27 protein-coding genes are annotated in these 25327 nt (G+C 45.0%); 24 read left to right on the plus strand and 3 right to left on the minus strand.

The window, feature by feature from the left end:
* Window positions 1–64: 64 nt before the first annotated feature.
* From ASG81_RS32050 to ASG81_RS29865, 8 genes are all read left to right on the plus strand, one after another.
* A complete protein-coding gene (locus ASG81_RS32050; protein ID WP_056634408.1) occupies window positions 65–451 on the plus strand; it encodes a hypothetical protein in 387 nt (128 codons plus the stop codon).
* A 42-nt stretch (window positions 452–493) separates the two neighbouring features.
* Complete coding sequence (locus ASG81_RS12785; protein ID WP_056634410.1) at window positions 494–1000, plus strand: hypothetical protein; 507 nt, start codon at window positions 494–496, stop codon at window positions 998–1000.
* A gap of 812 nt (window positions 1001–1812) precedes the next feature.
* The gene (locus tag ASG81_RS12790) at window positions 1813–2406 is read left to right on the plus strand and encodes a helix-turn-helix domain-containing protein (RefSeq protein WP_235548852.1); all 594 of its coding nucleotides are present in this window, start codon (window positions 1813–1815) and stop codon (window positions 2404–2406) included.
* Window positions 2390–3079, plus strand: a complete 690-nt coding sequence (locus tag ASG81_RS12795) for a YhfC family intramembrane metalloprotease (protein WP_056634416.1) — start codon at window positions 2390–2392, stop codon at window positions 3077–3079. Before ASG81_RS12790 ends, ASG81_RS12795 begins: the two co-directional genes overlap by 17 nt.
* A gap of 640 nt (window positions 3080–3719) precedes the next feature.
* Window positions 3720–4616, plus strand: a complete 897-nt coding sequence (locus ASG81_RS12800; protein WP_056634419.1) for an alpha/beta hydrolase — start codon at window positions 3720–3722, stop codon at window positions 4614–4616.
* Between the two features lie 33 nt (window positions 4617–4649).
* Entirely contained in the window at window positions 4650–6023 is a 1374-nt protein-coding gene (locus ASG81_RS12805) for a sensor histidine kinase (protein ID WP_056634422.1), read from the plus strand.
* A gap of 51 nt (window positions 6024–6074) precedes the next feature.
* Window positions 6075–6656, plus strand: a complete 582-nt coding sequence (locus tag ASG81_RS12810) for a response regulator transcription factor (protein ID WP_056634425.1) — start codon at window positions 6075–6077, stop codon at window positions 6654–6656.
* 179 nt (window positions 6657–6835) lie between these two features.
* Complete coding sequence (locus ASG81_RS29865; protein WP_268795777.1) at window positions 6836–7012, plus strand: helix-turn-helix domain-containing protein; 177 nt, start codon at window positions 6836–6838, stop codon at window positions 7010–7012.
* Window positions 7013–7050: 38 nt separating this feature from the next.
* Here ASG81_RS29865 and ASG81_RS12815 read toward each other — a convergent pair whose 3' ends face one another.
* Window positions 7051–7374: a helix-turn-helix domain-containing protein gene (locus ASG81_RS12815; protein ID WP_056634428.1), complete on the minus strand. Its 324-nt coding sequence runs from the start codon at window positions 7372–7374 to the stop codon at window positions 7051–7053.
* A 235-nt stretch (window positions 7375–7609) separates the two neighbouring features.
* Between ASG81_RS12815 and ASG81_RS12820 the strand changes: the two genes are divergently transcribed.
* The 14 genes from ASG81_RS12820 to ASG81_RS12885 all read left to right on the plus strand — a co-directional run bounded on the left by ASG81_RS12820 (window position 7610) and on the right by ASG81_RS12885 (window position 19985).
* Complete coding sequence (locus ASG81_RS12820; protein WP_056634431.1) at window positions 7610–7834, plus strand: hypothetical protein; 225 nt, start codon at window positions 7610–7612, stop codon at window positions 7832–7834.
* The gene (locus tag ASG81_RS12825; protein ID WP_056634434.1) at window positions 7822–8094 is read left to right on the plus strand and encodes a hypothetical protein; all 273 of its coding nucleotides are present in this window, start codon (window positions 7822–7824) and stop codon (window positions 8092–8094) included. The genes ASG81_RS12820 and ASG81_RS12825 overlap by 13 nt, the downstream gene beginning before the upstream one ends.
* Entirely contained in the window at window positions 8091–9911 is a 1821-nt protein-coding gene (locus ASG81_RS12830; RefSeq protein WP_056634436.1) for a VirD4-like conjugal transfer protein, CD1115 family, read from the plus strand. The genes ASG81_RS12825 and ASG81_RS12830 overlap by 4 nt, the downstream gene beginning before the upstream one ends.
* Before the next feature lie 157 nt (window positions 9912–10068).
* A complete protein-coding gene (locus tag ASG81_RS12835; protein ID WP_200961496.1) occupies window positions 10069–10416 on the plus strand; it encodes a hypothetical protein in 348 nt (115 codons plus the stop codon).
* 76 nt (window positions 10417–10492) lie between these two features.
* Window positions 10493–11374: a conjugal transfer protein TrbL family protein gene (locus ASG81_RS12840; protein ID WP_056634439.1), complete on the plus strand. Its 882-nt coding sequence runs from the start codon at window positions 10493–10495 to the stop codon at window positions 11372–11374.
* A gap of 7 nt (window positions 11375–11381) precedes the next feature.
* Entirely contained in the window at window positions 11382–11690 is a 309-nt protein-coding gene (locus ASG81_RS12845; protein WP_056634442.1) for a PrgI family protein, read from the plus strand.
* Complete coding sequence (locus ASG81_RS12850; protein ID WP_056634445.1) at window positions 11691–12350, plus strand: hypothetical protein; 660 nt, start codon at window positions 11691–11693, stop codon at window positions 12348–12350.
* Window positions 12351–12352: 2 nt separating this feature from the next.
* Entirely contained in the window at window positions 12353–14227 is a 1875-nt protein-coding gene (locus ASG81_RS12855; RefSeq protein ID WP_235548853.1) for a VirB4 family type IV secretion system protein, read from the plus strand.
* 2 nt (window positions 14228–14229) lie between these two features.
* Window positions 14230–15201, plus strand: coding sequence for a M23 family metallopeptidase (locus ASG81_RS33685; protein WP_056634448.1), 972 nt, complete (start codon window positions 14230–14232; stop codon window positions 15199–15201).
* Window positions 15202–15218: 17 nt separating this feature from the next.
* Window positions 15219–15794 (plus strand): hypothetical protein, encoded by a 576-nt coding sequence (locus ASG81_RS12865; protein WP_056634451.1) that lies wholly within the window; start codon window positions 15219–15221, stop codon window positions 15792–15794.
* Window positions 15795–15883: 89 nt separating this feature from the next.
* Window positions 15884–16954, plus strand: coding sequence for a hypothetical protein (locus ASG81_RS12870; RefSeq protein WP_056634454.1), 1071 nt, complete (start codon window positions 15884–15886; stop codon window positions 16952–16954).
* Window positions 16955–17037: 83 nt separating this feature from the next.
* Complete coding sequence (locus ASG81_RS12875; RefSeq protein WP_155971484.1) at window positions 17038–17409, plus strand: hypothetical protein; 372 nt, start codon at window positions 17038–17040, stop codon at window positions 17407–17409.
* A gap of 236 nt (window positions 17410–17645) precedes the next feature.
* Window positions 17646–18530 (plus strand): helix-turn-helix domain-containing protein, encoded by an 885-nt coding sequence (locus ASG81_RS12880; RefSeq protein ID WP_056634460.1) that lies wholly within the window; start codon window positions 17646–17648, stop codon window positions 18528–18530.
* Between the two features lie 243 nt (window positions 18531–18773).
* Window positions 18774–19985 (plus strand): macrolide family glycosyltransferase, encoded by a 1212-nt coding sequence (locus ASG81_RS12885; protein WP_056634463.1) that lies wholly within the window; start codon window positions 18774–18776, stop codon window positions 19983–19985.
* Window positions 19986–21102: 1117 nt separating this feature from the next.
* Here ASG81_RS12885 and ASG81_RS12895 read toward each other — a convergent pair.
* Both ASG81_RS12895 and ASG81_RS12900 read right to left on the minus strand, forming a co-directional pair.
* Entirely contained in the window at window positions 21103–21711 is a 609-nt protein-coding gene (locus ASG81_RS12895; RefSeq protein ID WP_056634466.1) for a dihydrofolate reductase family protein, read from the minus strand.
* A gap of 75 nt (window positions 21712–21786) precedes the next feature.
* Window positions 21787–22743, minus strand: coding sequence for a sigma-70 family RNA polymerase sigma factor (locus tag ASG81_RS12900; RefSeq protein WP_056634469.1), 957 nt, complete (start codon window positions 22741–22743; stop codon window positions 21787–21789).
* A gap of 525 nt (window positions 22744–23268) precedes the next feature.
* Here ASG81_RS12900 and ASG81_RS32760 point away from each other — a divergent pair.
* Both ASG81_RS32760 and ASG81_RS32055 read left to right on the plus strand, forming a co-directional pair.
* On the plus strand, window positions 23269–23439 hold the full coding sequence (locus ASG81_RS32760) for a tyrosine-type recombinase/integrase (protein WP_327205167.1): 171 nt from the start codon (window positions 23269–23271) through the stop codon (window positions 23437–23439).
* Window positions 23440–23734: 295 nt separating this feature from the next.
* On the plus strand, window positions 23735–25321 hold the full coding sequence (locus ASG81_RS32055; RefSeq protein ID WP_056634476.1) for a restriction endonuclease subunit S: 1587 nt from the start codon (window positions 23735–23737) through the stop codon (window positions 25319–25321).
* Window positions 25322–25327 lie beyond the last annotated feature (6 nt).

The following is a 25327-nucleotide window of genomic DNA, read 5'->3' on the forward strand; positions in this document are numbered from 1 at the left end:
GACCTTATAGCAGATTTTTTCATAGTCTAGGATATACAAGCAGCAGGTTAGGAGGAATGAAGTTATGCAGGAAGTTTATCCGATTTGCCATAATACGGTCTATACGTACATTGGACGGAGGGTTAGTGCGGTTACGCATGACGGAAGGCATTTTATCGGAACGATAAAGGGAGTAGAAGACGGTAAGTTAATGCTGGAGGATTGTACTTTTGACAAAAAGGCTTTATCTTTGTCGTCCGTTCGGAACGGAAAGCATTCAAAAAAACAAACGCGCTCCAAGCATAAAGCCAGACTGTCCGGTTATTATGACGGTTACGGTGGAGGTTATGACGGTTATGGTGGGGGTTATGGCGGTTACGGTGGAGGCTGTGGCGGTTTCGGCGGCGGTTGCTTCTTTTTTCCGTTTGCAATTATTGCTTCGCTTTTCATTTTGCCTTTCTTCTGTATTTGATTGCGGTTGACACGATTTCAAATTGTGAAAAGAGGTATCACGATGGCATCCAGGAAAGCTCCTAAAAAAAGAGAACCTGAGGGAAGAGTTCTTGCGGTCAAAAAAGCTAACCGTTGTATCGGGCAGCCCGTTTGCGTGTTGTTAAATGACGGTAACTGTTATGTCGGAACGGTTCAAGCCATTCATGACCATCAGCTAATCCTTTCCGAAACCAGAAGTTGTGGGAGAGTGAATCTTTCTGATCGTTCCAAGACACCGGAAGTCCAAGTATCGGGACTGCTGGATTCCTTGATAGGGGGAATCGGCGCGCTCAATTCTTTTGGTTCAATGGCAACAGGCTTATTTAAGCCGCTGTTATCCGGCCCGTCGGGTTTTTCAGGAGCGGGAGTTCAAACAAAACAAGAAGATTCGGAAGGCCCTTCAGGGCCGGCAGGTGGAGGGCAGCAGAGCGGTTTTTTCGGATCTTTTAAACAAATGCTACCGACTTTCCAAGTCGGACTTAATATGGTGAAGACGATTATGCCTTTAATGGGTATGTTCAAAATTTGATGCTTTATTCCGTTTTGTTCAGCCTGCCGGGAATCCCCGGTGGGCTGTCTTTGTGCAGAAAGGCCGGGCTTTGGGGTTATCCGAATACTTAGAGAGGTTACTATGTTATCAAGTTCTTGTCAAAATGAAATGACAAGAACTTGATAACAATTCCCAAATCGAAACGCTCAGTCGATTATCCATTCAGAATCGCTGCAAAGTATTAGGAGTTCCTTTGTATCAGATGCCGATCATCGGAATTACAATGTTTCGATTTCGAGTATTATTCATTCAATCCGTTCACCAAATTTAGAGACCTAGATCTGTTTATCAATAAATATGAGTAAGTTTCATAATTCAAAAGCCTTGCTGTGACTGATTTTTTACCCATGAAAAAAGGAGTACCTCCCCAAATCTCGAAGTGTATGTATGTTGTGTAGGCAGAGGATATTGTTCAACATTATATAACTCAATTAACCGTATGTTTTACAGTTCACGGTTGTGAAGAGAGTTTGTTTGGACAAAAGGGGAACGATTGAGAGGTTTGGGCGTTGGCCGCCATTAACCAAAAAAGGAACGGGTCAGAGAAGATTGCTGGATCTCTGCTCCGTACCATTTTCGTCTTTTACATGCTTTTTTACTAAAAGCGATCTGTCCCTGAAGTGAGCTTACTTACTTTCGGGACAGCTCCATTATTTACGTGCCCCACACACCCCGCTCTAATGACCGCGAACCGTTCTAAATCGAGCAAACAGGTTCCTCCAAATCAAAGGTTTACATTTCCTTCCTTATATATTATCATTATCAATAATGATAACAATGACACCGGTGAGGTGAGTACTACGGCAGAATCCAAGGCGGATCTAATCCTGCATCCGATTCGGATGCGAATCATACAAGCGTTTATCGCAGGACAGAAACGAACGACGCAACAGCTGGTTAAACAATTGGCGGACGTTCCCCAAGCGACCATGTACCGGCATCTGAACAAGCTGCTGAAGGCAGGAATTCTCGAGGTCGCTGAGGAGAACAAAATACGAGGAACTTATGAAAAGGTATATTTCCTTGCCCAAGGCGGTGGAGATGTGTCTCCCGAGGATCTGACAGAGAAGTCAGCGACTCATCATATGGAGCTTTTCCTGAAATTCACCGCTTCCTTGATCGGTGATTTTAGCGCTTACGTGAGGCAGGAGCATTATCATATGCTTAAGGACGGCATCTCCTTCCGACAACTCCACGCCTATCTGAGTGACGATGAGTATTCGCATCTCCTCCAAGAGATAAGAGAACCCTTGCAGAGAGCAGCTAACAACGAACCCGCAGAAGGAAGACGCAGACGCATAATATCTACGATAGTGATTCCAGAAGCCATTTCCAACTCAAATTCTCAAAAGAAAGAAGATGACGAAAATGGCCATGCAGGCTGAACAACAGGATTTACTCGAAGGGATTTATAAACGCGCAATCAAATTTCTACCTTTATATGCTTTGGTGCCTGTCCTGTACGGAGTTGTTTTCTGGGCTGCAGGCCAGGGCATGGACTGGAAAGCATTCGCGTTAGGGGCATTAGGCTGGGTAATCGCACTCTTTCTTCGCGGTCCTGTAAGCTTGCTTGCTAAGAAACTCCCAGTTAACAAAGCGCAAGGAATGATGGTGGCGAGCTCCGGCGTATTGGAGGAAAGCGTGCGTTTGGCTCTAGTGGCTCTCTTCTCCGGAGCTTTCACCTGGGCTCATTCCTTCGGGCAAGGCTGGGCAGCAGTGGAGGTAGTATTCGTCATCATCAATGTTATCGTGATCGGGTCATTGATCAAACGAACCGATGAGAAAGCGATGCAAGCCAAGGAGTTCCTTCAAGCTCAAGGCACATTAAATGCTAGCCCCTTGTGGGGAGTGCTGGAGAGAATCTGGGCTTCTGCCATCCATATTGGATGTACGCTAATCGTGGTGCAGCAGCCATGGGCGGTGCTGCTGCTTATTCCGCTTCACAGCGGGATTAATTGGTTCGCTGTTAAATTAGCAACCAAATCCGTAGGGATATCCAGCTTGTTCATTGCTGTTTTCGGAATCTTAAGCTTAATGACGGGAATCATGCTCTACTAATCCATTCATTCTGGAGGTCGCATGAGAGGTACCTCTTTCCGTGCTTAAGTCAAAACCTAAGGAATCAATGACAGGGCCATCCTCCCACCCGAAGTTCCACAAATCCACGAGGGCAACTCCAATTTCTTCACTTCGAAATGTGTACCGGGATGATGAACGTACAAAGGTTGATTCCGTATATGGTACATCTGGACGTGGCGATCTCGGGGTGAAATCTAAGTCTATTATAACTTCCATAGCAAAAACCTCCTGTAAGGATTTTCGTCACAACGGTGGAAAATCCTTCAAGCCCCATTTCTCTCTCCGTCACGCTAAACTGCCCGTTAATGATGAATCGTCAGTCTATCACTATATTTTCTGTAGATAGGAAAACGATATGACAACCGCACCGGCAGCCATGCTGCTTGAGAAAAGGAAAAACCGTTCGACGACTACAATTTTTGTTTCTCTAATAAACTTGTTTCTTCTTCAATCCGACTGAGATATGATTTGTCATTTTTCGACATGGAAAATCCAATTTCTTTAAAACTCCTGAGTTTTCGTCATAAACTTGGTTCAATTGGATAATTGACTAATTATTTAAACATGGTTAATGATTGTTTAAAAGACAGAGTGAATACAATCAGAGAAAGGATTGAGTTTGATTATTATTACTGTAATGCTCATATTATCTGTCGTTGTTATCAGCATACTTTTAATTTCCATTTTTGTTGGGTGGAAACTTTTGCATCCGCCGGCAAGACCTGTAGAAGATAGTCCAGCTAATTATTCTTTACAATACAAAAGCATCAGCTTTAAAAGCAGAGGAAACGATATTACCCTACACGGGTGGTATATACCGTCAGTCAAAGAAGAAAAAATGTCGCTAGTCTTCGGGCATGGATACCTTGCTAATCGAGAAGAACACAGGGCACAAGCATTAAAATTAGCCAAGGCACTCGCTCACAACGGATATAGTATTTTGATGTTTGACTTTAGAGGTTGGGGTGAGTCTGAAGGGAAAATGACAACATTAGGATTGCACGAAAAAAAAGATATGCAGGGTGCAATTGACTGGTTGAAAGAAAATAAACCGAATTCGAGAGTGGGCCTAGTAGGATTTTCAATGGGAGCTGCAACTGCTTTGTTGGTAGCAGCAGAGGAAAGCTGCGTTGAGGTTATTGTTGCTGATAGTCCTTTTAGTGATCTAAAGGCATACTTGTCTGAAAACATGTCCTACTTCACAAAGCTTCCCAAATATCCGTTTACTCCAATTATTCTAATGACGCTTCCCTTATTATCGGGCGTGAATCCGAATCTTGTAAGACCAATCGAGGCAATAAAAAAGGTTTATCCTAGAAAAGTTTTATTCATTCATAGCGATTCAGACAGAACGATTTTTTACAGACACAGCGAACTTTTATCAAGTCATTATCCCGACAAGTTTGATTTCTGGAAGACTTCCGGTGTATTGCATTTGAGAAGTCACCAAACCTTTTCTGCGGAATATCAGGAAAAGGTACTTTCCTTTTTAGATTCTGTTGCGGACGTGAAGTAGTATGGCTTACCTGGGGAGTTATGAGGTGTTGTTATGGTACTGACCTTTATCCTTCTTTATACAATAGCCGCAACTATCTACCTTAATAATAAAGAAAAGGATTGGGCAAAGTGGATTAGCTTATTATGTTTTTCGTTTGGTAGTGGCGCATTTGGAAAATCACTTGTCGAATCATTTTTTCCGTATTGGGTCACGTACAATTTAGTGGAACCTTCTTTTGAATACTTATTTCAAGTCGCCTATAGCGTAGGAAGTTTTTTGAATCAGGCTGCATCCCCTTACTTTTTTATTATGTTCGTACTCACCTATTGCGGGTCCTATTCAACTAAACGCCTAAAAATGTTTGGATTTCTATTTTTGATTCCTTTGTTGGTATTGATTCCGAATACGACATTCTACCCAAAGATCGAACACAACTACATCCTGTTAGCCTGTTGGGGTATCTTCTGTTTTGGCTTAGGGAGCGTGTATTTAATTTATTGCTCCGTTAAAGAGAAGAACAGGGCGTTGAAGAAAGAACGCAAGTTCATAAATTTTTTAATAGTGCCCCCGGTTCTAGCAAATATAGTAACGAATTATATTGGCCATGCAATTGGCCTGACAACCATGTGGAGGTTAAACGCTATTCCCGTTGTATTAGTTACAATTACGTTAATTGCGATGGTCACAAAGTTTGGAATATTAGGAATAAGGCTCAGACTTGAAAAGCAAGCTTTTGGTAACACCATGAAAGCAGTATCATCAGGAACGGCAATTCTCAACCATACAATAAAAAATGAAATCGGTAAGATTTTTATTCTATCTGACCGGATTAAGTATGTAGCCGCTCAGAATGATCAAGGTTTGATTCTGAGAGACGTGGATACGATTCTTGATTCAACCAGCCATATGCTTTCAATGGTTGATCGAATTCAGCAACAATCTCAGGAAATAATTCTAAAACCTGATTATCACTTAGTATATGGACTCATCGAATCAAGTATTGAGATGACAAAGCCCTATTTGCTAAGCAAGAACATAGAAGTGATAAGAAACATAAAGACGGCATCGAAAATCTATTCCGATAATGTTCATTTACAGGAAGTGTTTAGAAACCTCATCAAAAATGCTGTAGAGGCAATGGGGAATGGGGGGCAGCTTCGCATTTCAGCGTTTGAGACCCGGAAGGCTATCAATGTAGAGTTTCAGGATAACGGATCAGGGATCGATTCAGAGGTTCTTAATCACATATTCCAGCCATACTTCACGACTAAGAATAGAAGCTTAAATTTCGGGTTGGGTTTATCTTATTGCATCAACGTTCTTCAAAAACATAACGGAGTGATAGATGTTAGAAGCCAAGTGGGCGAGGGCACAACTTTCAGCCTGCAGTTTCCGATCAAACGCCGCGCGGTTACAAAAGACTGAATCAGATTAGTAATTTAGTGATCCGCATTCGGCAGCAAGGGAGGATATCCAATGAATAAGATCAATGTAATGCTGTTAGAAGATGATCCGGTATGGACAGATTGTATCTCTTCCTATATTGAACGAGAGCATGATATCGCGGTTATATGCTGCACGGCCAGCAAAGAGGAAGCAATTCAGTCTTTTCGACTCAACAAAGTGGACGTTGCTTTAGTCGATATCATGTTAAGCCCTAATTGCTGTGATGGGCTTGATGCAGCGTATGAACTCAAGCAGATGGGACTATCCAACATTATTATGTTAACGAGCCTAAATGAGAAAGAAGTTATATTGGATGCCTTTGATAAAGGAGCTATGAACTATATAACCAAAACCTCATTTAGAGACATTCCGCAAGCAATTAGGGAAGCTTATAATGAGAGTGCAGGAGTCCATCCAGACGCATCTTACGTACTTATATCTGAATTGAAGAAGGAGCGGCGACTAAATAAAATCTTGACACCTACAGAGAGAGAAGTGTATGACCTAAAAGAGAAGGGGATGAATAAAGCGGAAATAGCGAAGTATCTGTGTTATTCAGTTGATACCGTAAAAAAGCAGATAAAACGAATACAAAGTAAAATAAGGGGTTAGCCGTATATGGCTATCCCCTTATTTTATCATATCTAGTCATATTTTGGGAGGGTGTTTTTTAGGCCCTCCCCTTGAATTTGTCGAAGCTTGTATACTGTTGCTACAGCAGTTAATTACTATTCCCTAAAGAATATGTTCGGGAAGGAGGGTGCAGATATATACCAGATAAAATCAAGGACCTGAGGCTTTCAAAAGGATGGTCCCAGAATATGTTGTCTCAAAAGTCAGGCGTTTCGCAATCGACCATTTCTAAACTTGAAACAGACAAGCGGAAGTGGGGAGGGTGTTACAAAAGCATGAAAAAGATCGCGGTCGCCTTCGGTGTTACGATGGAGTATTTGGAGGATGAGCAGTGAAACCTTTACCCCCTGCAATTCACCCAAAAATCCCGGTCTTATGAAAGACCCTTGAATTCTCGGATCAATGCAAGTAAAGCTTTTTGTTCTCCAGGTGCAATTTGACGACATGCTTGAATGAGATGATAAAGATCAGGTGGAATTTCAGTTTGTTGTAAAGAATCCATAAAGAATTCCGAAATATTAGTATCCAGCACACTTAAAATTGCGAGAAGCATGTTGATATCAGGAACGGCTCTGTTATTTTCAAACTTGCTTATATAACCTTGGGAAATATTCAGTTTTTCTGCTACTTCTTTTGCAGATAGTCCCTTTGATTTCCTTAAATTTTTTAGTTTTTCTCCATCAAATAGGTTATCCATTAGGTAAAACTCCTTTGCCAGTTACAAGGGTACTAACATAACAATAATGACATAAAAACGCCATCAAAGCCATTAATAGTCCTATAATGAAATTTGTATATTGACTAAATTACCATATAGGAATATAATTCAAATTGTAAGAACAATGTAGGGTTTACTGCTCACTAGAACCGTTCAATGTTGTCAGGAGGTTGGGGACAAAAGTCAGCTGTAATCCTTATAAGGGAGGGGTGAGATGCCAAAAGCCACAAAAAGTTATGTGAAACCACAAGGAGAATTTACAGTGGTGGACATTTCTTGCCGGGGACGGCTTTCTCCAACAGCCTTTGCGCTTTGGGAGAGGTACGACAACAAATCACGGCTCGTCCATGAAGCGTTGGAACAGTACGCTGTTTTCGGGAAGAAAGTCATTGAGGACTTGGCGGAAATCAAACAAATGCTGAGGAGGTGGGAGAAATAAATAAGGATCAGAATTACAACGATGTTAACATTCTTCAGCCGTTATTCAACGGCACCGGGATAAACTTTACCCAAAAACGATTACTAATGCAGCTTATTGCTACCGGTCAACAATTAACCATCATAGACACCGAAGATGAATACAAAGACATAGCAAAATCTCTTCATGTAAAGATTGAGATTGAAAACGGCGTAAAAAAGGACAGCTTTAACGTTGGTGAAAACGATGCTCACGTGGAGCGTGTGAGTGGTAGCGGATGAAATGGATTACAATCATCCTTTTGCTTCTTATTGACACTCTTGTTGTACCGTCAGTCGTCAGGCTACCGAAACTTTTCTTGACGGTAAAGCCCGCCTCCAAGGTGCCTAGGCTTTGGCTAGAGCAATTTTCGCTGACCGACTCATGGACGCTACTGCTAGCTGATCCACAATCGCAAAAGCTGTTTCTGGTGCTTCAAGGGTTTCTGCTGCTCCTAATCTTCATGATCGTCTTGCAAGGTGGTAAGAAAAACAGCATTGTTGGCGTCGGCGGACCGCCTGCAGCCGGTAACGGCCATTATGGATCTAGTCGGTTTCAGACGATGAAGGAGCTGGGCAAGACAACTACTCATTGGCCGTTCGGAACGATGGAACAGAAGGTGAAAGGAACCATGGTTCCCATTAAAGGCGGGATTGTCTTGGGCGCAAGTTTAGCCAAGAAGTTCGCTTGGACAATCACCGAAGATCTGCACACGCTGATTATCGGGATTACTCGATCCGGAAAAACGCGAAGGACGGTACTGCCTACCATTTGGCAGCTGGCCTATGCTGGAGAAAGCATGATCCTGACGGACCCGAAATCAGAGCTCTTTGACCTAACGAGCGATTACTTAAAGAAAATGGGCTACAAGATCGTTTACTTGGATTTTCGTAAGCCGGGCCGCGGTAACCGCTGGAATCCGATGGCGCAAGTGGTATCTGCCATTGAAAAAGAGGATATGGCCGAGGCGATCCAGCAGGCATGGAGTATTGCGAATATGTTCGTGTATTCGAAACCCGGTGCCGAAAAAGGAGAGCCGATCTGGCGCAATGGCGCGGAGTCCGTTATCGCGGCACTGATCCTAGCGGTTACGATGGAAGCTCCCAATCCAAAGCAAAAACACATGACCAGCGTTTACAAGATGCTTGCCGAGTTAGGTGAGCCAGTTAAGACCCCAGACGGCGAGGAATATGTACCCATCAACGAATATTTCAAATCCCTACCACGGGACCATCCAGCCCGTGACGCATTAGCCACAGCACGACTTGCACCCGAGAAAATGCGGGGAAGCTTTTTCTCAGATGTTTCAGCACTCCTTAGACTCTTCTCCGATCCATCTATCGCCTATTTAACCGGACAACAAGATCATGATCTTCATCAATCAGGCGTTGAAAAGACAGCAACGTATCTCATCATACCAGACGAAGACAAAACCAGGCATTCCCTTGCGGCACTCTATGCGGATCAATCCTACCGTGCCCTCGTCGAACTGGCCAATCAAAACAAAGGCAGGCTGCCCGTTCGTGTGAATTATCTTTTGGACGAATTTGGAAACATGCCAGCCATTAAGGATTTTGATGCAAAGCTTACCGTTTCCGGTGGCCGGGGCATCCGCTGGCATTTGATTGTGCAGGCTTTCCAGCAGCTTAAAAGCATCTATCCCACAACATCGGATACGATCCGGGGGAACTGTCATACGCTCATTTACTTACTTACTCAAGACACCGAAACAGCCAAGGACATTAGTCTGAAATGTGGCAAATACACGATCCAAACGCAAAATACCTCTACAACGGTTCGGAGCCATGACACATCCAGCGGCACTTCAACGGGTCTTACAGGCAGGGACCTCCTGACGATTGATGAGATACTGCGCTGGCCGGAAGACTTCTCACTCGTTCTTCGAGCAAGACAGTTTCCAGCTAAAGTACCTTTGCCGGATTTATCCTACTGGCCAGCTAATCAAGAGTTTATTCCAACTGGAGGTGAAGAACCACGATTAATTGAGCGCGTACCGATCCATGTTCCTGCTGTTGCGGCTCCCAAAGCTGCGAGATGAAAGGAGGCTTGATAAAATACCAAGTTTTCACATGTTAATACTTAGATTATGCAAAAAAAAAAAAAATCTCCCCCAAAGATGAGAGGGAGAAACAAAAAATCATTCGACATGTTCAGTGTATCAAAACCAAATCCAAATGTTAAGGAGATGTTTATAGATGAAATTGTTCAAAAAAATAGTATCGAAGATCAATAAAGGTGTCGTAGCCAAGATTTCTGTGTTGTCGTTCGCCATGATGATGGTAGCTGCTCCGGCCTTCGCCGCTACCCCTAATATCGTAACTGGTGCATCGAACCTGATGAAAGATGCGCTGACGTGGGTGCTGATTCTCGTACCGGTAGCAGCAGCGCTGATGATCGGATTCCACGGCTGGATGAAATCTATGGCTGACGATCCAAACGCCATTAGCGACCGGAACAAGAAGATGAAGAACGTCGCGATTGGTGCAGCTATCGCCGAGTGCACAAGTGGACTTGTAACGGTATTTCTGGGCTACTTTGCCTAATCAAACAAAAGGGCAGTGCTCTGGCACTGCCCTTTTTCTACCTCGGCAGAACTTCACTTGTAGGCGGTGATAAAGAGTGAACATAGATGAAAAAATAGGAAAACTTTTACTAAATGCGCTCACCTATGCTATCAGAATAGTTACAGAGGAGGCTATCGATTGGTTCATTTCGCTCCTTGCAACCATTCAAGCATATACGAATGTTTTTTTCGATTTGGATGTTGTCGATTCAGGAATAGTCTACGCCCAACTATTAGCAGGTACCATTTTGATTGTGAAAGTCGCGTATGAAGCATTTATGACGTATATCATGCGGCTTGACGGGGACCCGAACGCCGATCCAGGCGGTCTGCTGCTTCGTACAGCTCGAGCAGCTGCTGTCATTGGCTCTGTACCGTGGATCGTCACATGGATTATGGAGTTTGGAACCGCCCTATCACAAGACATAGCGTATTTGCCCGGTTTGAACGTGGAAAACGGTTCACGAGAAATTCAAACGATCTTTGAGTCACTTGTAGAAATCGGCAAATATGAATTGTTCTATTGTCTATTAATTATAGTTGCTTTTGTTTTTTTAATCATGGTCGTTCTCCAGACCGTTGTTCGTGCGGCGCAACTGGCGATGATTGCGGTAAGTGGTTCCTTCATGGCCCTTGGCCTCACTAATCCGGATAGTCAATTGTTTCAGTCGTGGTGGAGAGAACTGGTGAGCGTATCCTTATCGCACGGTATCCAGTTATTTATGCTCAAAGTAAGCTTCTACGCGTTGATGTTTAAAACAGATGGGTTTGTCATGGGTAACTTGCTTATGTTTTGTGCGGCCATATGGGTCGCTTATACGTCACCAACCGTCTTGAAACAGTATATGTACTCTTCCGGAGTCGGGCGGGCTGCAACAGGAGCTACGCGATCGGTCACGCGCATGGTAATGAGTAGAGCTTTTATTCGGGGGAGGTAAGTAGGCCATGGCCAATTTTATCGTACCGAAAAATGTCAAAAGCCGATTTGAATTTTTCCCTAGTTTCGGCTGGAAAGAACTTATCTTCCTGCTGCTTGGTACCGTAACGGGCCTCTTGATATCCGGGATCATCTTTATAGCGAGTCATCACTTAGCTGCTTTTCTGGCCATACCAATTGGTGCAGCTCTCGGTTTTTTAGTCGGAAAACCAGATCCGCGAACGGGAAAGAACCTCTTAACATTAATGAAGGACTTTAAAGATTTTCAGACAAGACCCAAACGATACCACTTTCAATACGGGGAGGGGCGAAAGTAGATGCTTAAATGGCCCTTTAGTAAAAATACATCACGGGGCGGATCATCGGCTGCGGCAAAGGGCTCGCCCTCCACGCAAGGCTGGTTCCCGATTAAAGATATCAGCAACGGTTTTATTCACCGCAGAGACGGCCAGCTCGTGGCTGCCGTGAAGGTAGCGCCCGTCAACATTTTTTTACTCACGGAAACCGAACGGGTGCGGAAGATCAAGCTGCTCGAAGAAGTACTTAACGGCATTGATTACCGCTATCAGATCGTTTCTATCGCCCGGCCCATCGATTTGGACACGTATATTAATCGCCTTGGGGAGATGAAGAACGAAGAGACTAACCGCATCAAGATACGATTGTTAACGGGGTATATGAAGCATGCCGCCGCGATGGCCACAAGCGGAGAGGCGCTGATTCGGGAGTTTTATATGCTGCTCGTGCAGCCACAAAGCAACCTAAAGAAGCCCAAGCTGGACGAACAAATTCTGTACCGGCGGGCGCAGGAGCTGGCCACCAATCTCAGCAGCTCCGATCTGCTCAGTTATGTTTGTTCCGATGAGGAACTGCGTGATTTGGAATTTGTGTTCTTTCATTCAAGTCATGCCGCCCATGAACGGGCACCGCTCACCAATTTCAGTCTTCCGACAACCTACAGACCACAGGAGGTGTAAAGGTGGAGAAAACCATCGCTTTGCCACAGGCCGCAAACCCGGCCATTCCGGATGCAAGGCCGAAGAAGCTGCCCGCCATTGTCGCGCCAGCCTTCTCGGGTCTGCTTGATCTCATCAGTCCGGATGTCCTCCAGTTTAACAATAAAACAATCCAGAATGGAGAGCTGCTGCAACGTGTGATGGTTATTACCGATTATCCGCAGCGTGTGGGTGATGCCTGGTTATCGCGGATCGCAACGATGCCTGGTGTTGTCGTTTCGATCCACTCGGCTCCCACCGATCCGTACGACCTGATTGAACAGATAAAACGAACCATGAATGAACTTCACAGCAAACTCAATAACGGAGGGAACCCCGTACTAATGCAGCGGACCGAGCAGCAGTATGAGGATGCGAAACATTTACTCAAAAAGATCGACAACGAGCAGCAAAAGGTTTTTATTCTGACGGTTGTGCTGCTCATCAGCGCGGATGATGTCGACGTACTCAACCAACGAACAAAGCAGATCGAATCCGCCCTTGCTGTATCGGGCATGCGTGGACGAACCCCGATTTTCCAACAAGAACAGGGGCTTCGGTCCGCTGGACCATGGGGCATACTGGAGAGCCAGATTGAGGCGCTTGGTGCACGGAATATGCCGGTAGAGACAATTGCAGCCTCCTACCCCTTTGTTTACTCTGGGCTTAACGATGGGAAAGGTACTCTTCTAGGCACTGATAAAGCCGGCGGGATCGTCGTATGTGATTTTTGGATGCGGGATTCCAGCCGAACGAACACGAACATGACGGTCATGGGCAGGCCCGGCGTAGGTAAATCAACTGCCGTCAAAAAGATTTTGCTGTCTGAATTTACTCAAGGGACCAAAATCATCATCCTCGATCCAGAGAGCGAGTACAAAGAGTTATGCCAAAACTTAAACGGGGACTGGATCGACTGCGGCGGCGGCGTAAAGGGCCGCATTAATCCCTTGCAAGTTCGTGTTGTGCCGATGGATGAAGAAGAGGAAGAGGAGCCTCTTTACGGCCATATCCGAACGCGGGGGCCACTGGCCTTACACTTCCAAACTCTCCGTTCCTTTTTCCGGCTGTACTTTAAAGACATGACCCGTCTGGAAGAAGGCTATTTAGAACAGGCGATGGAGGATGTCTATAGAGACAAAGGAATCACGTGGGAAACCGATCCAGCTGCAGTCGCACAAAATGGATGGCCAACCATTCCGGATTTGTATTTCTATCTGGTTCAGCAGTCCGAGCAAGACCAGGCAGCACCGGAATGGAAGCTACTTGCCTCACGTCTTCGTTCAGCGGCTATCGGAGCGGATCAGGCGCTTTGGTCGGGCCATACCACTATTGAAGCCGACTCGGATTTTGTGGTTCTTGACATTCACCAGTTGCTTGAGGCAGACGATACCGTACGGAGGGCGCAATTCTTTAACGTACTAAGCTGGGCATGGAGCAAAATCGCAGAGGATCGGACGCAAAAGGTGCTACTGGCTGTTGATGAAGCATATCTACTCGTCGATCCAGAAACCCCACAAGCGCTCCAATTCCTCCGGAATACAAGCAAACGCATCCGGAAGTACGAGGGTGGACTAATGGTTATCACGCACAACATGGTCGATTTTATGGACCCGGCTGTCCAGCGGTACGGGCAGGCGCTCATCGACAATCCGGTTTACAAGCTCATCATGGGACAGGGTGACAAAGACATCGAGGCGCTTTCCAAGCTCATGAGCCTCAGTGAAAAGGAAATCCAGACGCTAACGGAAGGAAAGCGAGGGGAAGCCCTCTTTGTGGCCGGGAACCGCAGGCTGCATCTCAAAATTGACGTTTCACATTTTGAATTGGAATTGTTCGGTAAGGCCGGAGGCAGGTAGTCATGCCGACATGGATTGTTGCTCTTATTCCAAAAGATAAGCTGGCCAAGGTGCTGATTTATGCCATTATCTTTCTTCTCGCGGCATTTCTATTGCTGTTTACAGCTCCCTTGCTCATCTTCTTGCACATTCCGCTGGCAGATGCAGAGCAGGGACACATGACATATTACAAGAGTGCGGCCGGGCGCGTACAGACGGACTTTGGGATTTCCGTCTCTTGGCAAGAAGTGATGGCCATCGACGCGGTTTTGTTAGGTCAGGATTTCAGCAAATCAAGCGCTAGCGGCGCCTACCGAAGCGCAAAATACTTTGTACGGGAAGAGAAAAAATGGGTCGAGAAAACGTGTACAAAAACCGTAACCGAGACCGACAAGAAAGGGAAACCTATCACCCGAGAAGAGGAGTACGATTGCTCCTATGAGCAAACGGTGTATTATGAACGATCCTTGCATGAGGTCATTGGTCTTTTGATTGAGAAGGGATTGTTAACCGAAACGCAGCAGGAGGATGTTTTGCGGTATACCGTGCTGGATTGGGCTTCTGTTATGGATGACGGGCAAACCGGTCCGATAGGGCCCATCCCGCCCGGAGAGTTCTTGTGGCCCGTTCCTGGCATTTATAGATTGACGTCGACTTTTGGTTTGCGTGTCCATCCTGTGACTGGCGAACATAGTTTCCATGACGGGATCGATATCGGCGCTCCAAAAGGGCATGATGTGCTTGCTGCTAAATCCGGCGTTGTGACCTTGGCGGAAGAGGACTGGGGCACTGCTGGTAATACCATCATTATTCAGCACGGGAGCGAGGAAACCCGGTACTATCACCTCAGCGCCTTTGACGTTACGGCTGGCATGTACGTGCCGGCTGGTGAAAAGATTGGGGAAGTCGGAAGCACTGGACGGAGTACAGGGCCGCATTTGCATTTCGAAGTCCGGATTAATGGTGAACCCGTTAATCCGATGATGTTTTATTAGGGGAGGGATGATGTGCGGTGAACATCTTGTTGATTCTGTTGGTCGCTTTTGCATTCCTATTATGGTTTTATTCTGCAGGAGTGTTTGGCTCCAAATTCTTTTTCCCAAGACAGAAAAAAAGACGGAAGGATTTTGATCGTTTGCGATTTGAGACCATAAAGCAGCATCCAAATGTTTATCTTTCACCAAAAAAACTGGCAGAAATCCTTGGTATTTCTCAACGTCGTTACAATAAACTCTTGCTTGAGCCCGATTATGAATTTATCCCATTTTGCATTCTTTTTATTACGCTCATTGGCGGTTTGGTTTTTAGTGTCCACCACCAAACCATCTATTTGGTCTTGTTGTTACTGGTTACAACCATTCGACTGTTTTTCTGGGTGAGGTTAAAGTCTATGCCGAGTGGTATTGACAGTTTTATAACCAAAAAGGTAAACCAATCTTGTTTATTCTTTGTCGGCGCTCTCATCACTACTCTTCTGGCCGGATATGTTAAAACCTTTTTCATCTTATTGTTAGGACTTTCCATTTTTATCGCTGGTGGTTTCTTATGGGTATACCTAGATGACAAATTAAACGAACTCCGGGGATAGCGTTATGCAGCTGCTGGCCACACTTCAATTTCTATATCATCAATTGTAAATACCGTTAATTATTATTCAATTGGGGGAAGGTGAGACGCATGTTAGGCATTATTGCAAGCCCGGCCTATGCACAGGCCATCCAAGCAGCGACAGATGAAGAACCTATTCTTTTTGAGCGAGTAGGCGAGTTCAGAACTGACGAATTCTTGGAGTTTTGTAAGGGGGCCAGTCAAATTTCCCTTCGCTACTTCATTGTTGATGTCACCTGCACAACAAAAGAAGCCCTCATTCGCGGTGTCCGAATCTTCCGTCTCCGGAGCAATGCCCGAATCATCGTGCTGGCGTCTGGCAGGAAACCGGGTGACCCGGTGATATCAACGCTGGTCAATCTGGGTGTGTGGGACATTCTTACGCCTGAAGTGGATCGAGAAGAAGAGGCAAGGGCTGAAGTATCCGAGGCGATTCAAAGGCAAATGAAACTTTTCTACAACTATGGGAATGCTTCACGGTGGCATTATCTGAACGATGATTCGATATTCCGCGAAGAGAAACAAGCCAAGGACCGCCGATCCGGGATGAAGATACTCGCGATTGCAGGCGGCATCATAGCCATCATGAGCATTCCGATTGCGTATATGCTGTTAAACAATAAGGGAGCAGAACAGCATGTTATACAACCCATACCGGCTGTTGCTCCTGCTCCGCAGCTGGAGCAGCTTGGGGAAATGGTGCTTGATCTGACGCCCATCACGACCCCGGTTTGCCCCACATGCAGCATCTTTGAAATCGAGGGAGGGAACACCGATCCGGAGCAGCAGATTCACGGCAAAATTCAAGGCGGTACGTTTTATATGGAGCCATCGGCTTTCCAAGCCTTCCCCGGTGTCTTGAAATCGTTGAGTATGAATCCAGATGCCTCCAGCAGTAAGGTTGAAATCGCCATTCAAGCTGCTAGTCAGCAGGGTAAAGAGGTGCAGGTTTACGCCAGTGGAGAGCTGCCGAGCATTCGGATCGACGGAGTGAGCCTGCCGTTGGAGCCAGCTGTTACCGAGGAAATGCAGAAAGGCTGGATACCGATTCGTGTCGTCTTGGAAAATGCAGGATATGAACTGTTGTATGACGAAACCAATCATACTGTGCAATTAAAAGCGATGAGAGGTGGAGGATGAGTGTGAAAACGTGGCTTGTGACTTGTTGCCTTGTGCTAGCCTTGGTTGTGAGCGGCTGCGGGAACAAAGGAGAGGGCACACCCGTGTCGGCAGAAGAAACCGAAGCGCCAATTGATGTTTTAACGGCTTCTCTTATCGAAGGGAAGGAGAAAATAACTTCAAAGACAGAAGTCGCAAAGAGAGTAGTTCAAGGATTGATCTCAAAAGATGCATCCCTGATTGAGAGCGTAGTTGCAAACGACATTGATGCGCTTGACCCACAACATTACATTAACACTTTCAGTCAACTATTTGAGAATCGCGATCTAAAGGATTTTACATTCACAGAAAAAATGGATGGCGGACAAGTACTTATTCAAGTTATAAGTGCTGATGGCCAGATCAATTTTATCTTTGGTGTTTCTAAGATTGACGATTGGTATTTCTTTAACGGAGGTGTACCAACTGTTAAATAAGGGCCATTAAATATTCATCTAGTAGATTAATATTTAATGGCCTATGCTAAAAATAAACCTTAACAAAACGAAAAGAACGCTCCATTGTCTTTGGCCGGACATAGCGTTCTTTCGTTAAAAACATATGGGGGCAGTCTGCCCTATTCAGCTATAGGTACTTTGTGTATCTCATTTTATCATGGTCAGAGCTGAATGGGCAAGGGCAGACTTCTTCCTAGTTATAGGAGGAGTTTTTTATGCATGATACAGTGATTCAATTTAGAGGAACAATTTATGAGGAGGGTTATGGCCTCCTTGCTCAACGAGTCATGAGAGACAAAAACATCAACCCTACAGCGAAAGCAATATACGCTTATCTATGTTCCTTTGCTGGGTCGGGCAAAGACGGAAAAAGAACTGCATTCCCCGGTGTGTCTCTTATGAGAGAGGAACTAGCGATCAAATCAGAGGATACTTTTTATAAGTATCGCAAGGAATTGGTTGAGGCCGGCTATATATCCATTGAAAAGACTAGAGCGGAAGGCAATAAGTTCGACAATAACATTTATTACATAGAAGCAGTGCCAGAACGCAAGATAGTTGATTCTGAGCCGTACCCTAAATTTTCGGGTACGGAAAAACCATACCCTAAATTTTCGAGCACGGAGATTCCGAGCACGGAAAAACAGGGTACTAACAGTATTAGTTCTAACAGTATCAGTTCTAAAAAAGTATTTGATTATTTGAGCGCTTCGGCGGAAATCGCTGTTGCTATTGAAAATCCCCTTCCGGTGAATCATTCTGAAGAAGAAAAACTGGATCTCATCTTTGAAGCATTATTAAAACATGCGCCGGGAACCTGTTACATCTACAACAATCTGTCTGTAAGTCAAAGTCAAATTGAAGAAATCTATACGATGCTAATCAACCAGTTCCCGCAGCAGCTCGATCCGGAAGTCGTTAGTATTGCTTGTGATCTGTTCTTTTCCCGTGCGTGTGAGATTATGCCCCCTGCTGGAGTTGTTATGAAAATCGAGATGAAAAACCCGGTAGGCTATTTTAAATACTGTTATACGGATGCAATCAAGCAGTATAAGGCCAGAAATAACAGCCGACAAATAAGAAAAAGAAAATTAAGTTAAGATAGGGGAGTTAAACTTCAACAAAGTCAGTGCTGGCAAGATTGGGAACGTGGAACATGATTTATGAAGGGATCTTAGTGGAATTGCTTCGGGATGGAGTGTGTTATCACAATCTTCAAACTATGCCCGACCTATGTAACAGTTTTGTCACAACCAAGCCACTATATCCCTCAATGTGAGTAGCCTTGTTTTGACTCCATCATCTTCCTTATATTACCATGGAGTGGAAAGGAGTGATTAACCATGGGAAAAGTACTGTTCATTAACTTTCCCGCAGAGGGACATGTAAACCCGACTGTAGGCCTTGTGAAGGAGCTGACGAGCAGAGGAGAAGAAGTTACTTATTATTGTGTGGAAAAGTTCAGGGAGCGATTGGAAGGAGTCGGAGCTGACGTCAGAACGTATGAGGATTTTCTTGAGAAGGAGCTTCTCAAGAACGGTGCAGGATCGGAAAGACCCGGTTCGGATCTCTTCAAGTTCATGGACATCATGCTGAGGAAATCTCATGAGCTGTATCTGACGATCCTGCCTCAAGTTCAAAACGAAAAGTACGATTATGTGATCAATGACCATATGTGCCTGGCGGGTTGGATGGTAGCGGAAAAGTTAGGACTGCCGAAGATCGCTTCATGCACATCTTTCGCCCTTCATGCTGATTTCGAAAGCCCGATGAAAAAAATGGTTCCGCCGGATAAGCTCGATGAAGTAACCCGCATGATGGATGAATGGGTACAGCTTATCAAATCAGAGCATAACTTGGACCTCAGTTTCCTAAAGAAGCCGAGCGGTTTCTTCTGCCACCCTGTCGACATGACCGTCGTCTACACCTCGACACACTTCCAACCGAATTCAGAGTCCTTCGACGGTTCATATCACTTCGTCGGTCCATCCATTGCACCTCGTAAAGGCGCTCCCGAGTTTCCCTTAGAGGATTTAAAAGGGCGCAAAGTCGTTTATATCTCGATGGGTACGGTATTCAATCAGCAGAAGCATTTCTATGAAATGTGTTTTGATGCGCTTAAAGACCTCGATGCGGCAATCGTGATGTCCATCGGAAAAAATACCAATTTGAGCGAGTTTTCATCCATTCCGGATAATTTTATCGTGAAAAACTACGTGCCGCAGTTGGATGTACTTCAGCATGCCGACGTGTTCTTTACTCACGGAGGAATGAACAGTACGAGCGAAGGGCTTTACTATGGCACTCCGCTAGCTGTCATTCCGGTATCAGCTGATCAGCCTATGGTAGCCCGGAGGGTATCTGAGCTGCGGGCAGGGATTACACTCGATCTCGGCGAGCTTTCGCCGGCTCTTCTGCGCGAAACGGCCGAAATCCTGCTCGCCGACCATTCCTATAAACTGCAGGCCGAGGCGATTGGCGCATCCTTTCGCGAGGCAGGAGGAGCCTCCAAAGCGTCGGAAGTCATCTTGGAGTGGAGACATACTTCGGTTTGAAAACAAATCTGACTTGCACTGCGTGGTTTGCAATAATCATTGACTAAATCTCCATTCTTTAACCCGGCCCTGGGGGTATCTCCCAGGGCCATTTATACGGAACGACGTTTCACCGCGATTCCGTTCACCTGAATCCAATAGAGGATCGGATCTTCTGACGGAGATGACCATCTATGAGCGGGCGAAACTAAGGGGTCCGAACAACAAAACGCGGATTTCGTATGTTAAGGGAAGCGCGACAAAGCATCGGTAAAAAAGTTCCGTGGGAAAATATCTTCGGGACCTTTTTTTGTGTTCAGGTGAATTACAGCTAGTATAGATCGGAAACACCGGTTGAAGAATGAAATTAACAAAATGACCAATCTGTTAAATTGGAGAAATGCTTACGAGTAGCCGTAAAGATGGCTTCCAGTAAGCATTTTTTATTTATTTTCGAATCCAATAAAAACTTGTACTTAACATTTTGATTCTTTTGTTTAATTTAGCTTAACATTTCGGGTGAGAGGAGGGTTACCGCTGAGACCATCACAAGGAGCAAATACCGTTCAGCCAATCCGTGATCTGGAGAAGATCCGTTTGATTAAAGAACTGCTAATACATCGGTCTTACCGGGACTATTTTTTATTTTTTATGGGGATTAATTCAGGCCTTAGGATCGGCGACATTTTGCCGCTGCGGGTGTGGGATGTGAAGTCGGCCACGCATCTCAAGGTGAGGGAGAAAAAGACCGGTAACACCCGCTTTTCGAGGGGGTCATTTTTTTTTAGGAGGGATTACATGCGAACCATTAAAACTTGGCAGGACGTCTTCGACCTATATAGTGCCAAAACCATCCCCGAATCATTAGTTGAACACGTTGAAGGGTTAACTATATGTGCTTCCTGGCCATTTTGGATACGACTATGCCTAAAGGCTAAAGCTTGCAACAACATAACATCAATCTTTTTCATAGCATGCGCGATCACTCACTGGGCGTATGTTCGTGTTTTTGATCAAAGGTTCCTTCGTAGGTAGTCAAGGTGAGCTGCCTGTCGGCGTACTGTGTTAACAGACGGTCCATTGCACTTTATCAACTGGGTAGCTGTTTGTGTTGACAGTAATGATCTGCCCGGTTGAGCTAAGCTTTAGCGGGTCTGTAGGTTACCAAGAGGGAACCAACCTTAAGTGTTTTGACGTCCACGAGATGGAATTCCTTCTGCTCCTTAAGATTGTCAAACAAATGCTCACCTACGTTGACCACAACCGGGTGCATGACTATCTGATATTCGTCAATAAGATTTGCGTTTGCAAGTGATCGCACGAGCGTTGGACTACCGAAAATAACAATGTCGCCACCGTCACCATTTTTTAGGTCCTTAATTTGCTCTTCTATATTACTGCCGGTCAATTGTTTTGGAGCTTCAAATTCTCCCCATTTTAGCTTGTCGAGCGGGCGGGCGCTTGTTACAACTAGTTTGTGGGCGTTGTTTATCTTATCACCCAGGCTTGAACCTCCATCGTCCCGTTTGGACCCTCGAATAGTCGGCCACTTTCTAGAGAGGTCTTCGTAGGTTCCGCGGCCAAGCAAAATGGTATCAGCTGTCTCGAAAATATTTAATAGATACTGAGAACCTTCCTCAATGCCAGCGCTATTTCTCCAGACCCCCCAGTTGGTTTTGTCCTCGCTTGGGTCGCCAGTGACAACTCCATTAAAAGTACTGTGAATGAATAGAATGATTTTACGCATGAACTATCGTCCTTTCTATCTTTGATAATCGTAATTTTGTTTCTCATTTATTTAGACGAAATTAGATTACGATATTCATCGGTGTATTTGTGCAGGAAGCCCAAATCGGGAAAATAATTTTGTATTAATGAAATTTTGGACGTGGTATATTTGCTTGTCCTTTATTTCAATAATGTGAATACCCCAGGGTACCAAGTAGGAGTCTTCACCGCTTGGCACATACTGTGCGAAAGCAGGATAACCCCCATTCGCCGTAATCGGCAAAAACCGGGATCCCTCACAATGCCAGCGTGTAAGCGCAAAAAACTTGAACAAATCGTCTTTGCCGCGTACCCACATTGCGAAAGGCGGCATTGACAGACGGCCTTCCTCATGAAACAACGCTACCAGCGCATTGATATCAAATTGTTCGAAGGCTTCCACATACCGTGATAGCAGCTCACGATCAGGTTCGACATCCATCATGCTAAACTCGTTAGAATGAAGTTTCGCTCGGTCCATCGTTTCTCTGGCTCTTTGCAGGGCGCTGTTAACCGCTGCCGGCGATATTCCTAAAGTTTCTGCGATCTGTTTGGAGGACCATTCGAATACATCCTTCAAAATAAGAACCGCACGTTGACGGGGGGGTAAGATCTGTAAGAGTGTAATAAAACAGAGTTCAAGGGTATCTTTGCGAATGAAAATATCTTCCGGACTCCCCGAGAAATCAGGGGCAGGCCAAATCCAAGCTGAGTCAGGAAACTTTTCGCGGAGTTCGACGATGAGTACCGCTGGGTCGGATAGGTCAACGGGACGCGTGCGGCGTTTGGCTTGTCTTAGCTTGTCCAGGCATAAGTTTGATGCAATACGATAAACCCATGTTTTGAATGAGGAATCCTGCCTGAATGAATGCCAACTTTGCCAAACACGAATAAAGGTTTCCTGAACAGCATCGTCTGCGTCATCGATGGATCCTAGCATTCTGTAACAGAACGATGTTAACTCAGGCTTTAAGTTCTCAAATAACTGAAGCTCTAATGCTGTTTCGTTCATCTAGGCCTCCTTTTGACGGGCGAAACACCCTTTTCACACACGCCACAGAACCGATCGTCTCCAATTTATAAGCCACTTATTCGTCTTTAATAAAATGAGAAAGCACTACCTGAATAATGGGGGGGAAACTTCCTCACGCATCTCTGAATATAACGGTAGCTTCGTCTACAGAGTAGCATAATTCGGTTCCCATGAACATTTTTTAAGCGGATATTCCATCCGCTTTGTTTGCTGTACGCTTTTTCCTTGCTTGCACAAAAAAACAAACGGCACAGGGCTTTTTCCCATGCCGTTTCGGATTCCATTTTATTCCCGGTGGTGTCTCTGGGCTTAACTTAATGACATTGGTAACACCCGGCGCATTTTGATGACGGATGCGCTTAGAAATGAAATCCAAAAGTATTGCCGTACTCTGGGGGATTCGGATTATTTGTTTCCTTCACGGAATGGTGACAAACCGATTAGCCGCGTGCAAGCCTGGAATATTATAATGCTGCTGCGCGGGATGCCGGCATTCAGGATTCGATTGGGACACATAGCATGAGAAAGACGTTTGGTTATCACTTTTATCAGAAGTATAAGGATTTGGCTCTGCTTCAACAAATTTTTGGCCATTCATCCCAATCTGTGACCATGCGTTATATTGGGATTACAGATGACATGATTGACCAAGCTATGCAGAACTTTTCTTTGTAAAACCATATGACTTTGGTTGGTTGATTGTAATTTACAATCAAGACTAAATGGTCGTCCTTCCGTTCAGTTATGACCTCATCCTCAATATCTTTCATCAACTGCCCAAGCCAGTTTTGTTCAGCCTCGAGCAAAGCAGGGAATACTCCTGTTCAGTAAAGGAATGGCTGTATCGACTTGTCGGAAAAATAACAAAGTAGAGAACCGAAAACAAGCAGTTCTTATTTTTAGTATTGTAATACTGGAATTTCGTGTGGTATTATTTAGGTGTAAGTTCCTAGGGCTAGAGGGTGATACATTGATTGAAACGTTCTGGAATATTTGCTTGCTCCATGACATTAGCTCCCGGGATCAATTGCTTCGGGAAGCGGTCAGGGTTGTACAGACGAGAAAGATGTTGGAGCAGCAAGGAGCAGCGCATGCAACGGTCCTGGAGCCGGAAGTGCTGTTCCGTTGGATGAAGGATCATATCGGTAAGCGAGAGTTAGGACACTTTCCCGGAGATCGGGAATTATTTTATAGGTTGTATCAAGCGGGCAAGGACATTGACTTATTGGATTACGCCTTGCAGACACTTCAGCAAGATCGTGTTACAGGTGTTTTCATCGTTCATTCCGGTATTATGGAACGATTCGAAGCTATGTGCAGTCGCAACAATTACCGATCTCTTCTCATTACGGAAACGGAGAAATATCTACGCGGACTCGTGGAAACGCGATTATACAAGCAATCTTTTACGATCACGTTGTTGACAGAGAGTTACATTATCGCCAAACTGCTGAAGACCTATTTTGAACCGTATCCTAACGTGCAAGTCATTCAAGGGTCTATTTATCATCCTTTGCCTCTGACTGAGAAATTCAACGCCATCTTAACCATTCCAAACTTTGGTTTGAAAATGGTCGAAGACGATGATACAACCATTAGAGACTCAGAAGGTGTGGCGGTCAATCACCTTCTTCCACTATTGCAAGAGGGAGGAAGAATTAGCGTCACTTTCCCCGCACGAATGATGTTTCAATCGGGGGGGATCGCGAAATGGCGTGAACAGACGAACGAGTTGTACCCTGTCCAATCCGTACATATGCTGCCGGATGGGTTGTTCCGGCCATACACTTCGGTCAAGACATACCAGATAGAATTCGGAAATTCACCAACGGAAGAAGTGCTTCTTGGTCGGTTACAGCTGCAAAAGATGTCACTGGCAATAGAAGGAGAAATCACGATCCATTCGGACGCTTTCGGTAAACTCGATAATTGGCGAATTGATATGCTGCTGAATGAAGATCAGGAAACGCTGTGTGCCTTCCAGCAAGCTCATGTTCCTAAAGTGAAGCTGCAGGATATTGCGGATATTTTCAGAGGGAAATCCATCCTCAAGCAGGATTTAAGAGCAGGGAACATAAAGGTGCTTAATATCTCCAACTTGGAAGACGGCGATATAAGCTTGAAACAGTTGGAAACAATTGATGAGGAAGAACGGAAAGTCAAGCGCTACGAGATACTTCCAGGTGATCTGGTCATGGCCTGCCGCGGTACGGTGAATAAGCTCGCCATTTTTCCGGAATCAGAGGGCACGGTCATTGCTTCTGCAAACATCATCGTCATTCGGTTTAAGTCATCGATCCTAAGCGGATTTGCAAAAATATTTCTGGAAAGCCCGGTTGGAATGACACTTATACAAAGTTTTCAACGTGGCACAACGGTTATGAATTTGAACCCGTCGGATGTGGCGGAAATCGAATTACCTCTCCTCTCTATAGAGGAACAGATGGATCGGATTAAGCGATATGTCGAGGAGAAGGAACGCTTTAAAGCAGCTGTACGTGATGCAACGGCTCGCTGGGAACAAGTGAGGAACAAACTTTACAATGAACTATACTGAGGAGGA

The sequence above is a fragment of the Paenibacillus sp. Soil522 genome, from assembly GCF_001428245.1.
In the GTDB taxonomy this organism is placed as follows: domain Bacteria; phylum Bacillota; class Bacilli; order Paenibacillales; family Paenibacillaceae; genus Pristimantibacillus.